The following is a 15,248-nucleotide window of genomic DNA, read 5'->3' as shown; positions in this document are numbered from 1 at the left end:
GGCTCGCCCGGGCCTTCGACCTGTGGTGGGACGCCGGGCGGATGCGGACGCGCGTACGCCTCTTCCGCGAGATCGTCGCGCTGCTGCTCGGTGCGCCCAGCAGCGCCGAGGCCGTGGGCCTGTCCCCGATGGCGGCCGTGGTGGTCGACACCGACGGGGCCGTCGAGCAGGTGGACTCGCTCAAGTCCGCCTATCCGGAGGCTCCCTCGACCGGTCTCGACGTCTTCCGCCACACCTTCGACGACGCGCTGTGCCACCCCGGCATCGCCGCCCGCCAGATCGGCGCCGAGGGCCTGGCGGCCGACTGCCGGGCGTGCCCCGTGCTGCGCGTCTGCGGCGGTGGCAACTACGCGCACCGCTACGCCCCGCGTACCGGCTTCCTGCACCCCAGCGTCTACTGCGCGGACCTGGAGCGGCTGATCCGCCACGCGGCGGCGCGGCTCGGAGACGTACTTCACAGAACGGGACCGGTAGCGTCAACTTGCCACACTTAACCGAAATCTGACGGACAATTGAGCAACCTGTACGGGAAGTTCGACAACCGACCGCAACCGGGCACCATGCAAACCGGCACCGAGCAACACGCGACACGACCGGCAACCGAGCCGGCAACCGAGTCCGAGGGAGACGCCCGCATGACCGACGGGGCTGAGCAACTGGCGCCAGAGCACGTCACCATAGTCTTCGCCGGGCTCAGCCACTCCTGGGCCGAGTGGATCGCGGACCAGCTCACCACGGCCGGGGCCGCCACCACCCTGGTCCGCTGGGACCCCGTCCACCGCGACCCGGACACCTCCGCGCTCACCGGCTTCCTCGCCGGGCCCGGCCGCGTCCTGCTGGTCCTGGACGACTGGTACCTGCGGTTCGACTCCGGCCGGGCCGGGGCCTGGGGCGAGGTGCTGCGCGAGGTCGTACCGCCGCACCGCGAGCGGCTCGGCGCCGTCAGCGTCACCACCCGCCCGCTCCCCGAGGCCGCCGCCGCGCTCGCGCCGGTGGGCCTGCGCGGGATCGGCCCGGAGGAGGCCCGCCGCCGGCTGTTCGCCTGCCTCGGCATCAGGGCCACCGCCCAGGCCGTCGACCTGGCGCGCAGCCGCCGCTTCCCCGACGACCTGCCCGAGGTGTGGAACGCGCCGCGCCGCAACCGCCGCTTCACCGGCCGCGAGCGGACCCTCGAACGGCTCCACGACGCCTTCGCGGCCGGCGCGGGCGAGACCGCGTGCGTGGCGCTGCACGGCCCGAGCGGGGTCGGCAAGACGCAGGTGGCGACGGAGTACGCGCACCGCTTCGCGGGTGAGTACGACATCGTGTGGTGCGTCAGCGCGGCAGTGCGGGCCACCGCCCGCGAGCAGTTCGCCGCGCTGGCCGAGAAGCTCGGCGTCACCGCGGGCGACGAGCGGGTCGGCGGTCTCATCGACGCGGTGAAGGAGACCCTGCGCACCACCTCGCTCCGCTGGCTGGTCATCCTCGACGGGGCGGAGGACCCCGAGGACCTGGAGTCCCTCATCCCCGAGGGCCACGGCCACGTCCTGATCACCACCCACCGCACCGCCTGGTCCCGGCAGGGCGCCGAGCTGGTCGAACTGCGCCAGTTCGACCGGGAGGAGAGCATCGCGTTCGCCTGCCGCCGCGCCGCCCGGCTGACCGAGGACGACGCGGACGGGCTCGCCGAGGCGCTCCAGGACCTGCCGCTGCTGCTCGACCAGATGGCCGCCTGGCTCGACACCAACCCCGCCGCCTCGGTGGGCGGTTATGTCTCCAGCATCCGCACCGGCGACCCGCACGACTTCGGCATCCTGCCCTCCCAGGACTATCCGCGCGGCTTCCAGGTCGCCTGGGCCATTACCCTCAACACCCTGCGCGAGGACGCCCCCGAGGTCGACGAACTCCTCAAGCTGCTGGCGTACTTCTCGCCCGACGTCGTGCCCGTGCGGCTGCTCCAGACGGCCCGTGCCGGCGACCTGCCGCCGCACCTCGCCGACCTGGTCGCCGAGCCCAGCAGCTGGAACTCCGCGCTGCGCAAGCTCTCCGAGGCCACCTCCATGCGCCTGGAGTACGAGCCGGGGCCGCGCGGGGACGTGCTGACCGTCGGCACGATCCGGATGCACCGCCTCTTCCACCGGTTCGTGCGCAGCAGCATGGCGCCCGCCGCCCGCGACCGGGCCTCCTCCGCCGCCTGCCGGGTGCTGGTGAGCGCCGACCCGCGCGACCCGGCATCCCCGCGCAACTGGGCCCGCTACGCCGAGCTGATCCCGCACCTGGAGCTGTCGGGCGCCCTGGACTCGGCCGACAGCGACGTGCGCGACCTGGTCCTCAACTGCATCGAGTACCTGCGGATGCGCGGCGAGTACCACGACGGCTGGTGGCTCAGCCGGCAGGCAGTCGACCGCTGGCGCAAGGACTCGGGCGCGGCCGACCGGGCCCTGCTCGTCGCCGTGCACCAGCAGGCCAACATGCTGCGCAGGCTGGGCCGTTACGCGGAAGCGGAAACGGTTGGCCGGGACATTCTCGGCCGCCTCACGGCCGACCCGGAAGCCCGCGCGATCGAGGTGCTGCGGGCCAAGGACGGCCTGGGCGGCACGCTGATGGCGCTCGCCAAGTACGACGAGGCGACCGCGCTGTTCGAGGACGCCGCGGCCGAGGCCGCCGCCCGGCTCGGCTCCAGTCAGGTGCCGCGCACCCTCGCGATCCGCTCCAACCTGGCGGTGGCGATCGGCCTCCAGGGCCGGTACGAGGCCTCGCTGGAGCTGCACCGCTCCATCCTGGAGGCCCGGGTCGGCCTCCTCGGCGGCCGCAACCCGCTCACCCTCAACTCGGCGCTCCACGCGTCCTGGACGCTGCGGCTGCTCGGCCGCTACGAGGAGGCGCTGGCCATCCAGGAGCACAACTGCCGCCTCCACCGGCAGGTCCTGGACCGCAACCACACCCAGACCCTGCTCGCCGAGCACAACCTGGCGCTGTGCCTGCGCCGCGACGGCAACCTGCCGTTCGCGCACGCGATGATGCGCAAGGTCCGCGACCGGCTGGTGAAGCGCCGCGGCGCACACCATCCCGAGACGCTGATGGTCTCCGCGGACTACGCGATGCTGCTGCGCGAGGACGGCCAGTGCGCCCAGGCCGGGGAACTGGCCGACAGCACGGCCAAGCTGTACGAGGCCCAGCTCGGCGGCCACCACCCGTACGCGGTGGGGGCGCGGGCCAACTGCGCGCTGGTGCTGGGGGATGCGGGCGAACGGGGGGCGGCGCTCGCCGTCGCCGAGGAGACCCGCGAGCTCATGGCGGAGGCGGCGGGCGAGGCCCACCCGTGGACGCTCGGCTGCGGCCTGAACACGGCGGTGGCCCTGCGCGCGGCGGGCGACACCCGCGCCGCGGCGCGGGTGGCGGAGCAGGTCCTGGACGGCGCGCGCTCCGCACTCGGCGAGGCCCACCCGCTGACGGCCAACTGCGAGGAAGTCCTCCACGACGAACACGCCCACCCGTACTGGGACTTCGAGCCCCAGCCGACCTGAGGGGCGCGGCCCGGGGCCGTCGAACGACTTCGGCGGCCGGGGGCGCAGTGGAAACGACCTCGCCCGCCGCAGGCACGGAGCCTGGGGCGGGCGAAGCCGGTTCTGCGTCGGTCAGGTCGTCAGATGTCGAAGACCTCGCTGACCAGGGCCTGCTGCTCCGCCTGGTGGCGCTTGGCGGAGCCGACCGCGGGGGAGGAGGAGTGCGGGCGGGAGACCCGGCGCAGGCGTTCCCGGTGGGGGACGTCCGCGCCGACCGCCAGCTCCAGGTGGTCGATCAGGTTGAGCGCGATGAACGGCCACGCGCCCTGGTTCGCCGGCTCCTCCTGAGCCCACACGAACTTCTCCGCGCCCGGGAACTTGGCGAGCTCCGCCTGGAGTTCCGCGCCCGGCAGCGGGTACAGCCGCTCCAGCCGCACGATCGCGGTGTCCTTCGTGCCGCGCTTGTCGCGCTCGGCCGCCAGGTCGTAGTAGACCTTGCCGGAGCAGAAGACGACCTTCCGGATCCCGGCCGCGTCCACGGCGCCCGCGTCGACCTCGGTGTCACCGATCACCGGGCGGAAGCCGCCGGTGGTGAACTCCTCGGTCTTCGACGCCGCGGCCTTGAGCCGGAGCATCGACTTCGGGGTGAAGACGATCAGCGGCTTGTGGTGCGGGTTGTGGACCTGCCAGCGCAGCAGGTGGAAGTGGTTCGACGGCAGCGTCGGCACGGCGACCGTCATGTTGTTCTGCGCGCACAGCTGGAGGAAGCGCTCGATCCGGGCCGAGGAGTGGTCCGGGCCCTGGCCCTCGTAGCCGTGGGGGAGCAGCAGCGTGACGCCGGAGGTCTGGCCCCACTTCTGCTCCGCCGACGAGATGAACTCGTCCACGACCGTCTGCGCGCCGTTGACGAAGTCGCCGAACTGGGCCTCCCACAGCACCAGCGCGTCCGGGCGGGCCAGCGAGTAGCCGTACTCGAAGCCCATCGCCGCGTACTCGCTCAGCAGCGAGTCGTAGACGTTGAACCGCGCCTGGTCCTCGGCCAGGTAGAGCAGCGGGGTGAAGTCCTCGCCGGTCTCCCGGTCCACCAGCACCGCGTGGCGCTGGCCGAAGGTGCCGCGGCGGGAGTCCTGCCCGGCGAGCCGGACCGGAGTGCCCTCCATCAGCAGCGAGCCGATGGCGAGGGTCTCGCCCATGCCCCAGTCGATCGCGTCGTCCTCGACCATCGCCGCGCGGCGCTGCAACTGCGGCAGCAGGCGCGGGTGGACGGTGATCCGGTCGGGGATGTTGACCTGCGACTCGGCGATCCGCTTGACGACCTCCTGGCTGACGGCCGTCTCGACCGCGACCGGGAACTCGGCCTGCGGCTGCGGGACATGGGTCGGGGCCGGGTGCGAGGTGGCGTCGCGGACCTCGGTGAAGACCTTCTCCAGACGGCCCTGGAAGTCCTGCAGCGCCTGCTCGGCCTCCTCCAGCGTGATGTCGCCGCGACCGATGAGGGACTCGGTGTAGAGCTTGCGCACCGAGCGCTTCTTGTCGATCAGGTCGTACATCAGCGGCTGCGTGAAGCCCGGGTTGTCGGACTCGTTGTGGCCGCGGCGGCGGTAGCAGATCAGGTCGATGACGACGTCCTTGTTGAACGCCTGGCGGAACTCGAAGGCCAGCCGCGCCACGCGGACCACGGCCTCCGGGTCGTCACCGTTCACATGGAAGATCGGCGCCTCGATCATGCGCGCCACGTCGGTGGCGTACATCGAGGAGCGGGCCGACTCCGGCGCGGCGGTGAAGCCGACCTGGTTGTTGATGACGATGTGCACGGTGCCGCCGCAGCGGTAGCCGCGCAGCTGCGACATGTTGAGGGTCTCGGCCACGACGCCCTGGCCCGCGAAGGCCGCGTCGCCGTGCAGCTGGACCGGCAGGACGGTGAAGTCCGTGCCGCCCTTGCCGATGATGTCCTGCTTGGCGCGCGCGATGCCCTCGACGATCGGGTCGACGGCCTCCAGGTGGGAGGGGTTGGCGGCCAGCGAGACCGTGATCTGCTCGCCGTCCAGGCCGGTGAAGGTGCCCTCGGCGCCCAGGTGGTACTTCACGTCGCCGGAGCCGTGCATCGACTTCGGGTCGAGGTTGCCCTCGAACTCGCGGAAGATCTGCGCGTACGACTTGCCGACGATGTTGGCGAGCACGTTCAGCCGGCCGCGGTGGGCCATGCCGATGACGACCTCGTCCAGGCGGGACTCGGCGGCCGAGTCCAGCACGGCGTCCAGCAGCGGGATGACCGACTCGCCGCCCTCCAGCGAGAACCGCTTCTGGCCGACGTACTTCGTCTGCAGGAAGGTCTCGAACGCCTCGGCGGCGTTGAGGCGGCGCAGGATGCGCAGCTGCTCCTCGCGCTCCGGCTTGGAGTGCGGGCGCTCGACGCGGTCCTGGATCCACTTGCGCTGCTTGGGGTCCTGGATGTGCATGAACTCGATGCCGGTGGTGCGGCAGTACGAGTCGCGCAGCACGCCCAGGATGTCGCGCAGCTTCATCATCGTCTTGCCGGCGAAGCCGCCGACCGCGAACTCCCGCTCCAGGTCCCACAGCGTGAGCCCGTGCTCGATGATGTCGAGGTCCGGGTGCTTGCGCTGCTTGTACTCCAGCGGGTCGGTGTCGGCCATGACGTGGCCGCGGACCCGGTAGGAGTGGATCAGGTCGAAGACGCGGGCGGCCTTGGTGACGTCGTCGTCGTGGGAGACGTCGATGTCGCGCAGCCAGCGCACCGGCTCGTACGGGATGCGCAGCGACTCGAAGACCTCGTCGTAGAAGTCGCTCTCGCCGAGCAGCAGTTGGCTCATGACCCGCAGGAACTCGCCGGAGGCGGCGCCCTGGATCACCCGGTGGTCATAGGTGCTGGTCAGCGTCATGACCTTGGAGATGCCCAGCTTGTTCAGGGTGTCCTGGGAGGTGCCCTGGAACTCGGCGGGGTAGTCCATCGCACCGACGCCGACGATCAGGCCCTGGCCGGGCATCAGCCGTGGCACGGAGTGCACGGTGCCGATGCCGCCGGGGTTGGTCAGCGAGGCGGTGACGCCGGTGAAGTCCTCCATCGTCAGCTTGTTCGCGCGGGCGCGGCGGACGATGTCCTCGTACGCCTGCCAGAACTCGAAGAAGTTGAGCGTCTCGGCCTTCTTGATCGCCGCGACGACCAGCTGGCGCTCGCCGCTGGGCTTCACCAGGTCGATGGCCAGGCCCAGGTTGACGTGCTCGGGCTTGACCAGCGTCGGCTTGCCGTCCTTCTCCGCGAAGGAGTGGTTCATCGACGGCATCGTCTTCAGCGCCTGCACCATCGCGTAGCCGATGAGGTGCGTGAAGGACACCTTGCCGCCGCGGGCGCGCTTGAGGTGGTTGTTGATGACGATGCGGTTGTCGAACAGCAGCTTCACCGGGACCGCGCGGACGGACGTGGCGGTCGGCAGCTCCAGCGAGGCGTTCATGTTCTTCGCCACGGCGGCGGAGGGGCCGCGCAGGGTCACGAACTCGGGCCCGGCGGGCGCCGTGCCGCCTGCGGCGGGCTGTGCGGGCGCGGCCTGCGCGGCCTTGGCGGGGGCGGCCGGGACACCCGGCGCAGCAGCGGCGGGCTTGGCCGGAGCGGCCTGCGCGGGGGCGGCCTGCTGCGGGGCCGGGGCCTGTCCGGCCCTGGCGGGAGCCTGCACGGAGGGAGCGGCGGCCTGGGGGGCCGAGCCGTTCACTGTCCCGGCGGCCGGAGCCGTCGTGGCGGCGGAGCTGCCGGAGCCCGCGGCGGCGGAGCCGGCTGCGGGGGTCGCGGGGGCCTCCGGGGCCCCCGCCCCGGCCTCCCTTCGCTGCGGCGCAGCAACCGCGGAGCCGGTGTCCTGCTGGCCCGGCTTGTAGTCGGCGAAGAAGTCCCACCAGGCCCGGTCTACCGAGTTCGGGTCCTGGAGGTACTGCTGGTAGATCTCGTCGACGAGCCACTCGTTGGGACCGAACGCGGCAGCGGGCGTCTTCCCTTGGCCGTCTTCATCGGTCGTGGGGGTCCCTCCCGGCCGGAGGCTGGGGGAACTCGAGGTGTTCGGGGACTGTGGCGACACGGCGGCAACCGCCCTCTTCCGCTTCCTAAGGTGGTGGACAGCGGAAATAAAGGCTACGCCTCTTACGGGGTGCGATGCAGGCCGGGTAGGCCAGTCGTCGCGCAAGTCACATTGATCGACTGGTTTCGACGCTGGATTTGGCGGGAAACATCGCCGGTTGCGCACAGAACGGGTACGGCCGATTCCGGTTGTGGCCGCTGGCCCGCAACCGTTCTCGGCACCGAAACCGCCCCGGCACCCGGTGTCGGACCCTACGTCACGCCCCCGCGACGGCCGCCCGCCGCCCTCGGATAACCCCAGCCCGCCAAATCCAGCCGGTCCGGCAAAACCCAGCCCGTCCGGGCAAAGCCAGCCCGTCTGCCAAGATCCAGCCCGCCCGGCAAATCCAGCTGGTCCGGGCAAATCCGGCCGGTCCGGCAAGATCCAGCTGGTCCGGGCAAAAATCCAGCCCGTCCGGCGTTTGAGGACGAGCCCGAAGGGCGATCCGGGGGTCTGGGGGCGCAGCCCCCAGGTAGCGTCAACCCTGCCCCGGGGCACCCCCGGGCAGGGTGACGCGAATCCGGCAGCCCCGTGGGGATTCGGCCACTCCGATGCTGCCGCCGTGCAGATCGACCGCCCAGCGGGCGATCGCGAGCCCGAGCCCCGTACCGCCGTCGCTGCCCGGGCCGTGCGGGGTGGACACGCTGCCGCGGTTGAAGCGCTCGAAGATGTGCAGCCGCTCGGACTCGGGGATGCCCGGGCCCTCGTCCAGGACCTCCAGGTCCAGCGCCCCGGGCCCGCCCGACCCGCGCCGGGCGCGCAGCGTGACCCGGCCGTGCGGCGGGCTGTGCTTGACCGCGTTGTCGACCAGGTTGGCCACGACCTGGTGCAGCCGCTCGGCGTCCGCGTGGGCGGTCAGCTCCGGCGGCGAGACGTCCAGGTGCAGATGGACGTCCGCGCGGACGCCCGGCCCGCCGAGGTGGGCGCGGGCCGCGGCGGCCATGCTGGCCTCCTTCAGCACCCCGGACAGATACGGCCACACCTCGAACCGGCGGGCGCGCAGCGGTACCACCCCGTTGTCGAGCCGGGACAGGTCCAGCAGCGTCTCCACCAGCCGCCCGAGTCGCTCGGTCTGCCGCAGCGCCGTCCGCATGGTCTCCGGATCGGCCGCCGAGACCCCGTCGACCACGTTCTCCAGCACCGCCCGCAGTCCGGCGATCGGGGTGCGCAGCTCGTGCGAGACGTTCGCCACCAGCTCCTTGCGGTGCCGGTCGACGGCCTCGAGGTCGGCGGCCATGTGATTGAACGTGGCGGCCAGTTCGCCGAGTTCGTCCCGCCGTACGCTCTGGACGCGGCGGCTGTAGTCGCCGCCCGCCATCGCGCGGGCGACGGTCTTCATCTCGTCCAGCGGCGAGGTCAGCCCGTGCGCCACGAACTGGGTGATCAGCATGGCGGCGATGATCGAGAAGATCGTGACGATCCGCAGCTCGGTGGAGGTCTGGATGGCCACGAACACCAGCAGGGTGGTGATCGTGACCGAGATGAGGACCAGCGCGCCCAGCGCGGCCTTGACCGAGCGGTACGGGTCGAGCGGTCGCAGCGCCTCCCACAGCCGGGTCAGGAGGCCGGGCTGCGCTGACTCGGGCGGCGGGTTGTCCATCGGGTCCGCGGGCCTGGGTCGCGTCAGGTCGCCGGGGTGGCCGGGGTCTCCAGCGCGTACCCGACCCCGTGGACCGTGCGGATGCGCTCGGCGCCGATCTTGCGGCGCAGCGCCTTGATGTGGCTGTCGACCGTGCGCGTGCCGGAGGCGTCCGCCCAGTCCCACACCTCGGCCAGCAGCTGTTCCCGGGAGAGCACCGCGCGGGGGGTGTTCGCCAGGCAGACCAGCAGGTCGAACTCGGTCGGGGTGAGGTGCACGTCCTCGCCGCGCACCCGGACCCGGCGCTGCGCGTGGTCGATCTCCAGCTCGCCGAGGCGCAGTATGCCGGTGCGCGGGGTGGTCGCGGCCTGGGTGGCGCGCTCCACGCGGCGCAGCAGGACGTGGACCCGGGCGGCCAGTTCGCGCATGGAGAACGGCTTGGTCATGTAGTCGTCCGCACCGACGCCGAGGCCCACCAGCATGTCGGTCTCGTCGTCACGCGCGGTCAGCATCAGCACTGGTACGGGCCGCTGGGCCTGGACTCTGCGGCACACCTCGAGACCGTCGAAGCCGGGCAGCATCACGTCGAGCACCAGCAGGTCGGGCTGCCAGGCCTCGGCGGTGTCCACCGCCGCCGGGCCGTCGCAGGCGGTCTGCACCTGGAAGCCCTCGGCCCGCAGCCGGACCGCGATCGCCTCGACTATGGTCTGGTCGTCCTCGACGACGAGTACGCGGCGCTGGGCGCCGGGAGTGGTGGCTGCGCCGCCCACCACGCCGTTGTTCGTCTGCTCCATCGCCCGCCCCTGCACGTCCCCGACTTTTTCGATCTCTGATCCGGATTGCTCACGGTCGTTGCACGCAGCAGAGTACGGGTCCTTCCCTCGCCTCGGCTACGCAGGCAGGTCGGGGCGTCTGCCGAGGTGGACGACGTCCGGGACGCCTCGGGCAACGGCGATCTCTTCCGTCCTTACCTCCGTGAATCCGGCATTCCGCAAGGCCTCCTCGAATGCCGCGGAGGGCTGCGCCGACCACACCGCGAGCACCCCGCCGGGCGTCAACCGGGCCCGGCAGGCGGCCAGTCCGGCCGGTCCGTACAACCCGGCGTTCTCCTCGGAGACGGTCCAGTCCGGGCCGTTGTCGATGTCCAGGCACAGCGCGTCGTATCTCTCCCCCGACTCCCGGAGGTGGGCGACGAGGTCGGTGTGCAGGAGCTCGGTGCGCGGGTCGGCCAGTGCGCCGGCGGAGATCCGCGCGAGCGGTCCCGCGCGGTGCCAGTCGACGACCGCCGCCTCGCGCTCGACCACCGCGATCCGCCCCCAGCGCGGCTCCTGGGCGGCGTGGGTCAGCGAGAATCCGACACCGAGGCCGCCGATCAGGAGGGCGGGGGAAGGCCGGCCGGCGGGCAGTGCCGCGAGCGCGGCGTCGATCAGCAGCCGCTCGGAGCGGCCGTCCGAGGTGTCCATCAGGAAGCACCCGTTGGCGATGATCTCGAAGTCCTCGCCCCGTCGCCGCAGGACGACCTCGCCGTACGGGCCCTCGCGGCGGTCGACGGTCTCCGGCGTGGGCGGATGTGCTTGGTCGGGGGAGAGGTGCATGGGGCGGCTCCTCACGGCGCGAGAGACGGCGTACGGCTGCGGTCGCTCAGAGTAACGAACGGTCCAGCCCGGATGTTCCCGGCCCAACTCGCCGATCGTCACGTTCCGTTATCGCCGCCGGGGAGGGGGCGCGGCTTGCGGGGCGCATGAGAAAGCGATGAAAGTCCCGCCTGGCGTGACCGGCGCCATAGACGGAATCTGGTCAGGTGGCCGAACGTGGCGCGGTGAACCAGGCGAGCGCGACCCACCCGACCGCCGGCGCTCCGGCGCGCGGAGACGGTGACTCCGGGTCATGGCACCGGTCATGGCGCCGGTCGTGGCTTCGGCTGCGGCGCCTCGTGCCCACCCCGCTCGGCACCCCGTTCACCTTCTTCTACGCGCTCGTGCTCCTCGCCACGACCGTCTTCGCCGAGTCCGCCGACCCCGCCCTCGTGGGCAGGCTGCTCAGCGCGTCGAGCACCGACGTCGTGAACCTCGTCCACCACCCATTGCTGGTGCTCGCCGCGAGCGGCCTGTGGATCGCCGGCTCGCCCCTCTCCGCCTACACGGTGGGCTTCCTGCTGGTCCTGACCGCCCTGGAGCGCCGCGTCGGCGGCCTGCGCACGGCCGCCGTCTTCGCGCTCGGCCACGTCCTGGCCACGCTGCTGACCGAGGTCCCCATCGGGGTCGCGGTCGCCCTCGGCCGCCTCCCGGACAGCTCCCTGGTGCGCCTGGACTACGGCATCAGCTTCGGCGTGATGGCCGGCCTCGGCGCCCTGGCCGGGCTCCTCGGGCCCTGGCCGCGCTGGATCCTGCTCGGCGCGGTGGGCGCGATGCTGCTGGACGACTTCCTGGTCTTCGCCGACCCGATCAGCGCCTGGGGCCACCCGGCGGCCCTCCTCGTCGGCATCGCGACCTGGCCTTTCGTCCGCCGCGCACGCCGTGCGCGGGTTGATCGCTGACAGCGAACACGCCCCTGGGAACACCGCGGCCTCCCCGTGCATTGAGTCAATAGCGCTCAAGTTGACTGCCGAAGGGGAGATCATGGCATCGACGTCCACATCGCTCACCCTGCCCGTGCTTCCGCTCGACGACGAGGTCGTCCTGCCCGGAATGGTGGTGCCGCTCGACCTGTCCGAGAGCGAGGTCCGGGCCGCAGTGGAGGCCGCGCAGGCCGCCGCGCGCTCCCAGGGCGGGAAGCCGCAGGTGCTGCTGGTCCCCCGCGTCGAGGGGACGTACGCGGGCGTGGGCACGCTCGGCACCGTCGAGCAGGTCGGCCGGCTTTCCGACGGCGACCCCGGCGCGCTCATCCGCGGCGTCGGCCGGGTGCGGATCGGCGCCGGCACGACCGGGCCCGGAGCCGCTCTCTGGGTGGAGGGCACCCGGATCGAAGAGGCCGTCCCCGACCCGCTGCCCGGCTCGGTCGCCGAGCTGATGAAGGAGTACAAGGCCCTGGCCGCCGGCTGGCTGCGCAAGCGCGGCGCCTGGCAGGTTGTGGACCGGGTCCAGCAGATCGAGGACCCCGGCCAGCTGGCCGACAACTCCGGCTACTCGCCGTTCCTCTCCGTACAGCAGCGCGTCCAGCTGCTGGAGACCCTCGACCCGGTGGCCCGCCTCAAGCTCGCCACCGGCTGGCTCAGCGACCACCTCGCCGAGCAGGACGTGGCCGAGTCCATCGCCAAGGACGTCCAGGAGGGCGTCGACAAGCAGCAGCGCGAGTTCCTGCTCCGCCGCCAGCTGGAGGCCGTCCGCAAGGAGCTGGCCGAGCTGGCCGGCGACCCCGAGGACGAGTCCGACGACTACCGCACGCGCGTGGCGTCGGCCGACCTCCCCGAGAAGGTCCGCGAGGCCGCCCTCAAGGAGGTCGACAAGCTGGAGCGCTCCTCCGACCAGTCCCCCGAGGGCAGTTGGATCCGCACCTGGCTCGACACCGTCCTCGAACTGCCCTGGAACGAGCGGACCGAGGACGCGTACGACATCCCCGGCGCCAAGGCCGTACTGGACGCGGACCACGCGGGCCTCCAGGACGTCAAGGAGCGGATCACCGAGTACCTGGCGGTGCGCAAGCGGCGGCTCGACCGCGGCCTGGGTGTCGTCGGCGGGCGGCGCGGAGGCGCCGTGCTCGCGCTCGTCGGCCCACCCGGCGTCGGCAAGACCTCGCTCGGCGAGAGCGTCGCGCGCGCGATGGGCCGGAAGTTCGTCCGCGTCGCGCTCGGCGGCGTACGGGGCGAGGCCGAGATCCGCGGCCACCGGCGCACGTACGTCGGGGCGCTGCCCGGCCGGATCGTGCGGGCCGTCAAGGAGGCCGGGTCCATGAACCCGGTCGTGCTGCTCGACGAGATCGACAAGGTGGGCTCCGACTTCCGCGGCGATCCCGCGGCGGCGCTGCTCGAAGTCCTCGACCCCGCCCAGAACCACACCTTCCGCGACCACTACCTTGAGGTCGAACTCGACCTGTCCGACGTGGTGTTCCTTGCCACCGCCAACGTGCTGGAGGCCATCCCGGAGGCGCTGCTCGACCGGATGGAACTGGTCCGGCTCGACGGCTACACCGAGGACGAGAAGGTCGTCATCGCCCGCGACCACCTGCTCCCGCGCCAACTGGAGCGGGCGGGCCTGGAGCCCGGCGAGGTCGTCCTGGACGACGGCGCGCTGCGCAGGCTCGCGGGCGAGTACACCCGCGAGGCGGGCGTGCGGAACCTGGAGCGGGCCGTCGCCCGGCTGCTGCGCAAGGTCGCGGCCCGGCACGAACTCGGCGAGCGGGACCTGCCGGTGACCATCGGCGAGGACGGCCTGCGCCCCTGGATCGGCCGGCCGCACCATGTGCCGGAGTCGGCCCAGGACCCCGAGGAGCGGCGTACGGCCGTGCCGGGCGTGGCGACCGGGCTCGCCGTCACCGGGGCGGGCGGCGACGTGCTCTACATCGAGGCGTCGCTCGCCGACCCCGAGACCGGCGGCAGCGGGCTCCAGCTGACCGGCCAGCTCGGCGACGTCATGAAGGAGTCCGCGCGGATCGCGCTCTCCTTCCTGCGCAGCCACGGCGCGGAGCTCGAACTCCCCGTAGGGGACCTGAAGGAGCGCGGTGTGCACCTGCACGTGCCGGCGGGCGCCGTGCCCAAGGACGGCCCGAGCGCGGGCATCACGATGACCACCGCTCTGGCGTCCCTGCTCTCCGGCCGGCGCGTCCGCCCGGATGTGGCGATGACCGGCGAGGTGTCGCTGACCGGCCGGGTGCTGCCGGTCGGCGGCGTCAAGCAGAAGCTGCTCGCCGCACACCGCGCGGGGATCACCACCGTCGTCATTCCGAAGCGGAACGAGGCGGACCTCGACGACGTGCCGGCCGAGGTGCTGGAGAAGCTCGACGTGCACGCGGTCGGCGACGTACGGCAGGTGCTCGGGCTCGCGCTGGAGCCCGACGCCGTACGGCAGGAGGTTCCGGCGGCGGCGTGACGGACGCCGTGCGGAACGGGCCCGGGCCCCCTTCGGGAGGCCCGGGTTCTGCCCCTCCGGGGAGGCCGGGGTCTCGCCGCTTAGGGGAGGCCGGAGTGCCGCCCTCCGGGGAGGCCCGGGTTCTGCCGCTTCGGGGAAGCCCGGGTTCTGCTGTGCGCTCCGCGCGGGATCAGCCCGTGGCCATCACCTTCAACCGCTCGTAGGTCCCGTTGAACTTGTTGTGGTCGCCCACGATCGGGCCCTCCGAGGTGTACTGCCAGAAGGTCTGGTAGGACCAGCCGGCCGGGATCTCGCCCGGCGTGGACCCGTAACGGGCGAGCCACAGCGGGTTGTTGGCGCCAAAGCCGCTGTAGTTCCCGGTGCACTGCTTCCACCAGTTGACGGTGGTGTAGATCACCGGGTAGCGCCCGGTCCGCGACCGGTAGGTGGTGGAGAAGTCGCGGATCCAGCTGACCATCGCCGACTTGCTCTTGCCGTAGCAGGTCGAGCCGTACGGGTTGTACTCGATGTCCAGCACGCCGGGCAGCGTCCTGCCGTCGCGGGACCAGCCGCCGCCGCGGTTGACGAAGTAGTTCGCCTGGGTGGGGCCGCTGGAGTCGTCGGGCGTCGCGAAGTGGTATGCGCCGCGGAGCATCCCGGCCCCGTACGAGCCGTTGTACTGCCGGCCGAAGTAGGGGTTGGAGTAGTAGTTGCCCTCGGTCGCCTTGACATAGGCGAAGCGGACGCCGTCGTTCTTGAGGGCGGACCAGTTGACGTTGCCCTGGTGGCTGCTGACGTCCACCCCCTCGACGCTGGCGGCGGCGAGGGCGGCGGCGGGGACGGGGTCGGCGACCCCGGGTTCGTGCTTCCGGACGGTCGAGCCCATCCAGTTGAGTTCGGGGTGCCGGCCGGGGCGGGGGTGTTCCCCGGCGGCGGCGGTGGTCGTTGCACCGGCCAGGGCCGCGACGACGAGGAGAACGGCGAGCAGGCAGCGGACGGTTGCGCGCGCGGGCATGGATGCCTCCGAGGCCTCGAGCGGGGAGGGGGGAGAGGTCTGGAG

The 15,248-nt window shown here is 72.2% G+C and carries 8 protein-coding genes and 1 pseudogene; 4 read left to right on the top strand and 5 right to left on the bottom strand.

Going from position 1 to position 15,248, the window contains the following annotated elements; genetic code table 11:
• Positions 1-494: pseudogene (locus AOK16_RS01435) on the top strand (FxsB family cyclophane-forming radical SAM/SPASM peptide maturase); the annotation flags it as partial.
• A gap of 141 nt (positions 495-635) precedes the next feature.
• A complete protein-coding gene (fxsT, locus tag AOK16_RS01430) occupies positions 636-3,506 on the top strand; it encodes an FxSxx-COOH system tetratricopeptide repeat protein (protein ID WP_055470354.1) in 2,871 nt (956 codons plus the stop codon).
• Positions 3,507-3,625: 119 nt separating this feature from the next.
• On the opposite strand, the gene AOK16_RS01425 is transcribed toward fxsT, so the two are convergent.
• The 4 genes from AOK16_RS01425 to AOK16_RS01410 form a co-directional block, all read right to left on the bottom strand.
• Complete coding sequence (locus AOK16_RS01425; protein ID WP_055470353.1) at positions 3,626-7,567, bottom strand: multifunctional oxoglutarate decarboxylase/oxoglutarate dehydrogenase thiamine pyrophosphate-binding subunit/dihydrolipoyllysine-residue succinyltransferase subunit; 3,942 nt, start codon at positions 7,565-7,567, stop codon at positions 3,626-3,628.
• Positions 7,568-8,084: 517 nt separating this feature from the next.
• Entirely contained in the window at positions 8,085-9,206 is a 1,122-nt protein-coding gene (locus AOK16_RS01420) for a HAMP domain-containing sensor histidine kinase (protein ID WP_079100945.1), read from the bottom strand.
• Between the two features lie 23 nt (positions 9,207-9,229).
• Positions 9,230-9,979 (bottom strand): response regulator transcription factor, encoded by a 750-nt coding sequence (locus tag AOK16_RS01415; protein ID WP_055470352.1) that lies wholly within the window; start codon positions 9,977-9,979, stop codon positions 9,230-9,232.
• 96 nt (positions 9,980-10,075) lie between these two features.
• Positions 10,076-10,780, bottom strand: coding sequence for a spermidine synthase family protein (locus AOK16_RS01410; protein ID WP_055470351.1), 705 nt, complete (start codon positions 10,778-10,780; stop codon positions 10,076-10,078).
• A gap of 338 nt (positions 10,781-11,118) precedes the next feature.
• Between AOK16_RS01410 and AOK16_RS01405 the strand changes: the two genes are divergently transcribed.
• Both AOK16_RS01405 and lon read left to right on the top strand, forming a co-directional pair.
• Positions 11,119-11,721 (top strand): rhomboid-like protein, encoded by a 603-nt coding sequence (locus AOK16_RS01405; RefSeq protein ID WP_398718110.1) that lies wholly within the window; start codon positions 11,119-11,121, stop codon positions 11,719-11,721.
• A gap of 82 nt (positions 11,722-11,803) precedes the next feature.
• On the top strand, positions 11,804-14,209 hold the full coding sequence (lon, locus tag AOK16_RS01400; RefSeq protein WP_055470350.1) for an endopeptidase La: 2,406 nt from the start codon (positions 11,804-11,806) through the stop codon (positions 14,207-14,209).
• A 169-nt stretch (positions 14,210-14,378) separates the two neighbouring features.
• Here lon and AOK16_RS01395 read toward each other — a convergent pair whose 3' ends face one another.
• Positions 14,379-15,203 (bottom strand): lysozyme, encoded by an 825-nt coding sequence (locus tag AOK16_RS01395; RefSeq protein ID WP_055470355.1) that lies wholly within the window; start codon positions 15,201-15,203, stop codon positions 14,379-14,381.
• Positions 15,204-15,248 lie beyond the last annotated feature (45 nt).

It is taken from the genome of Streptomyces pathocidini (assembly GCF_001418495.1).
In the GTDB taxonomy this organism is placed as follows: Bacteria; Actinomycetota; Actinomycetes; order Streptomycetales; family Streptomycetaceae; genus Streptomyces; species Streptomyces pathocidini.
The sequence above is the reverse complement of the archived record's forward strand: the minus strand, read 5'-3'. Positions and strand labels throughout refer to the sequence as shown.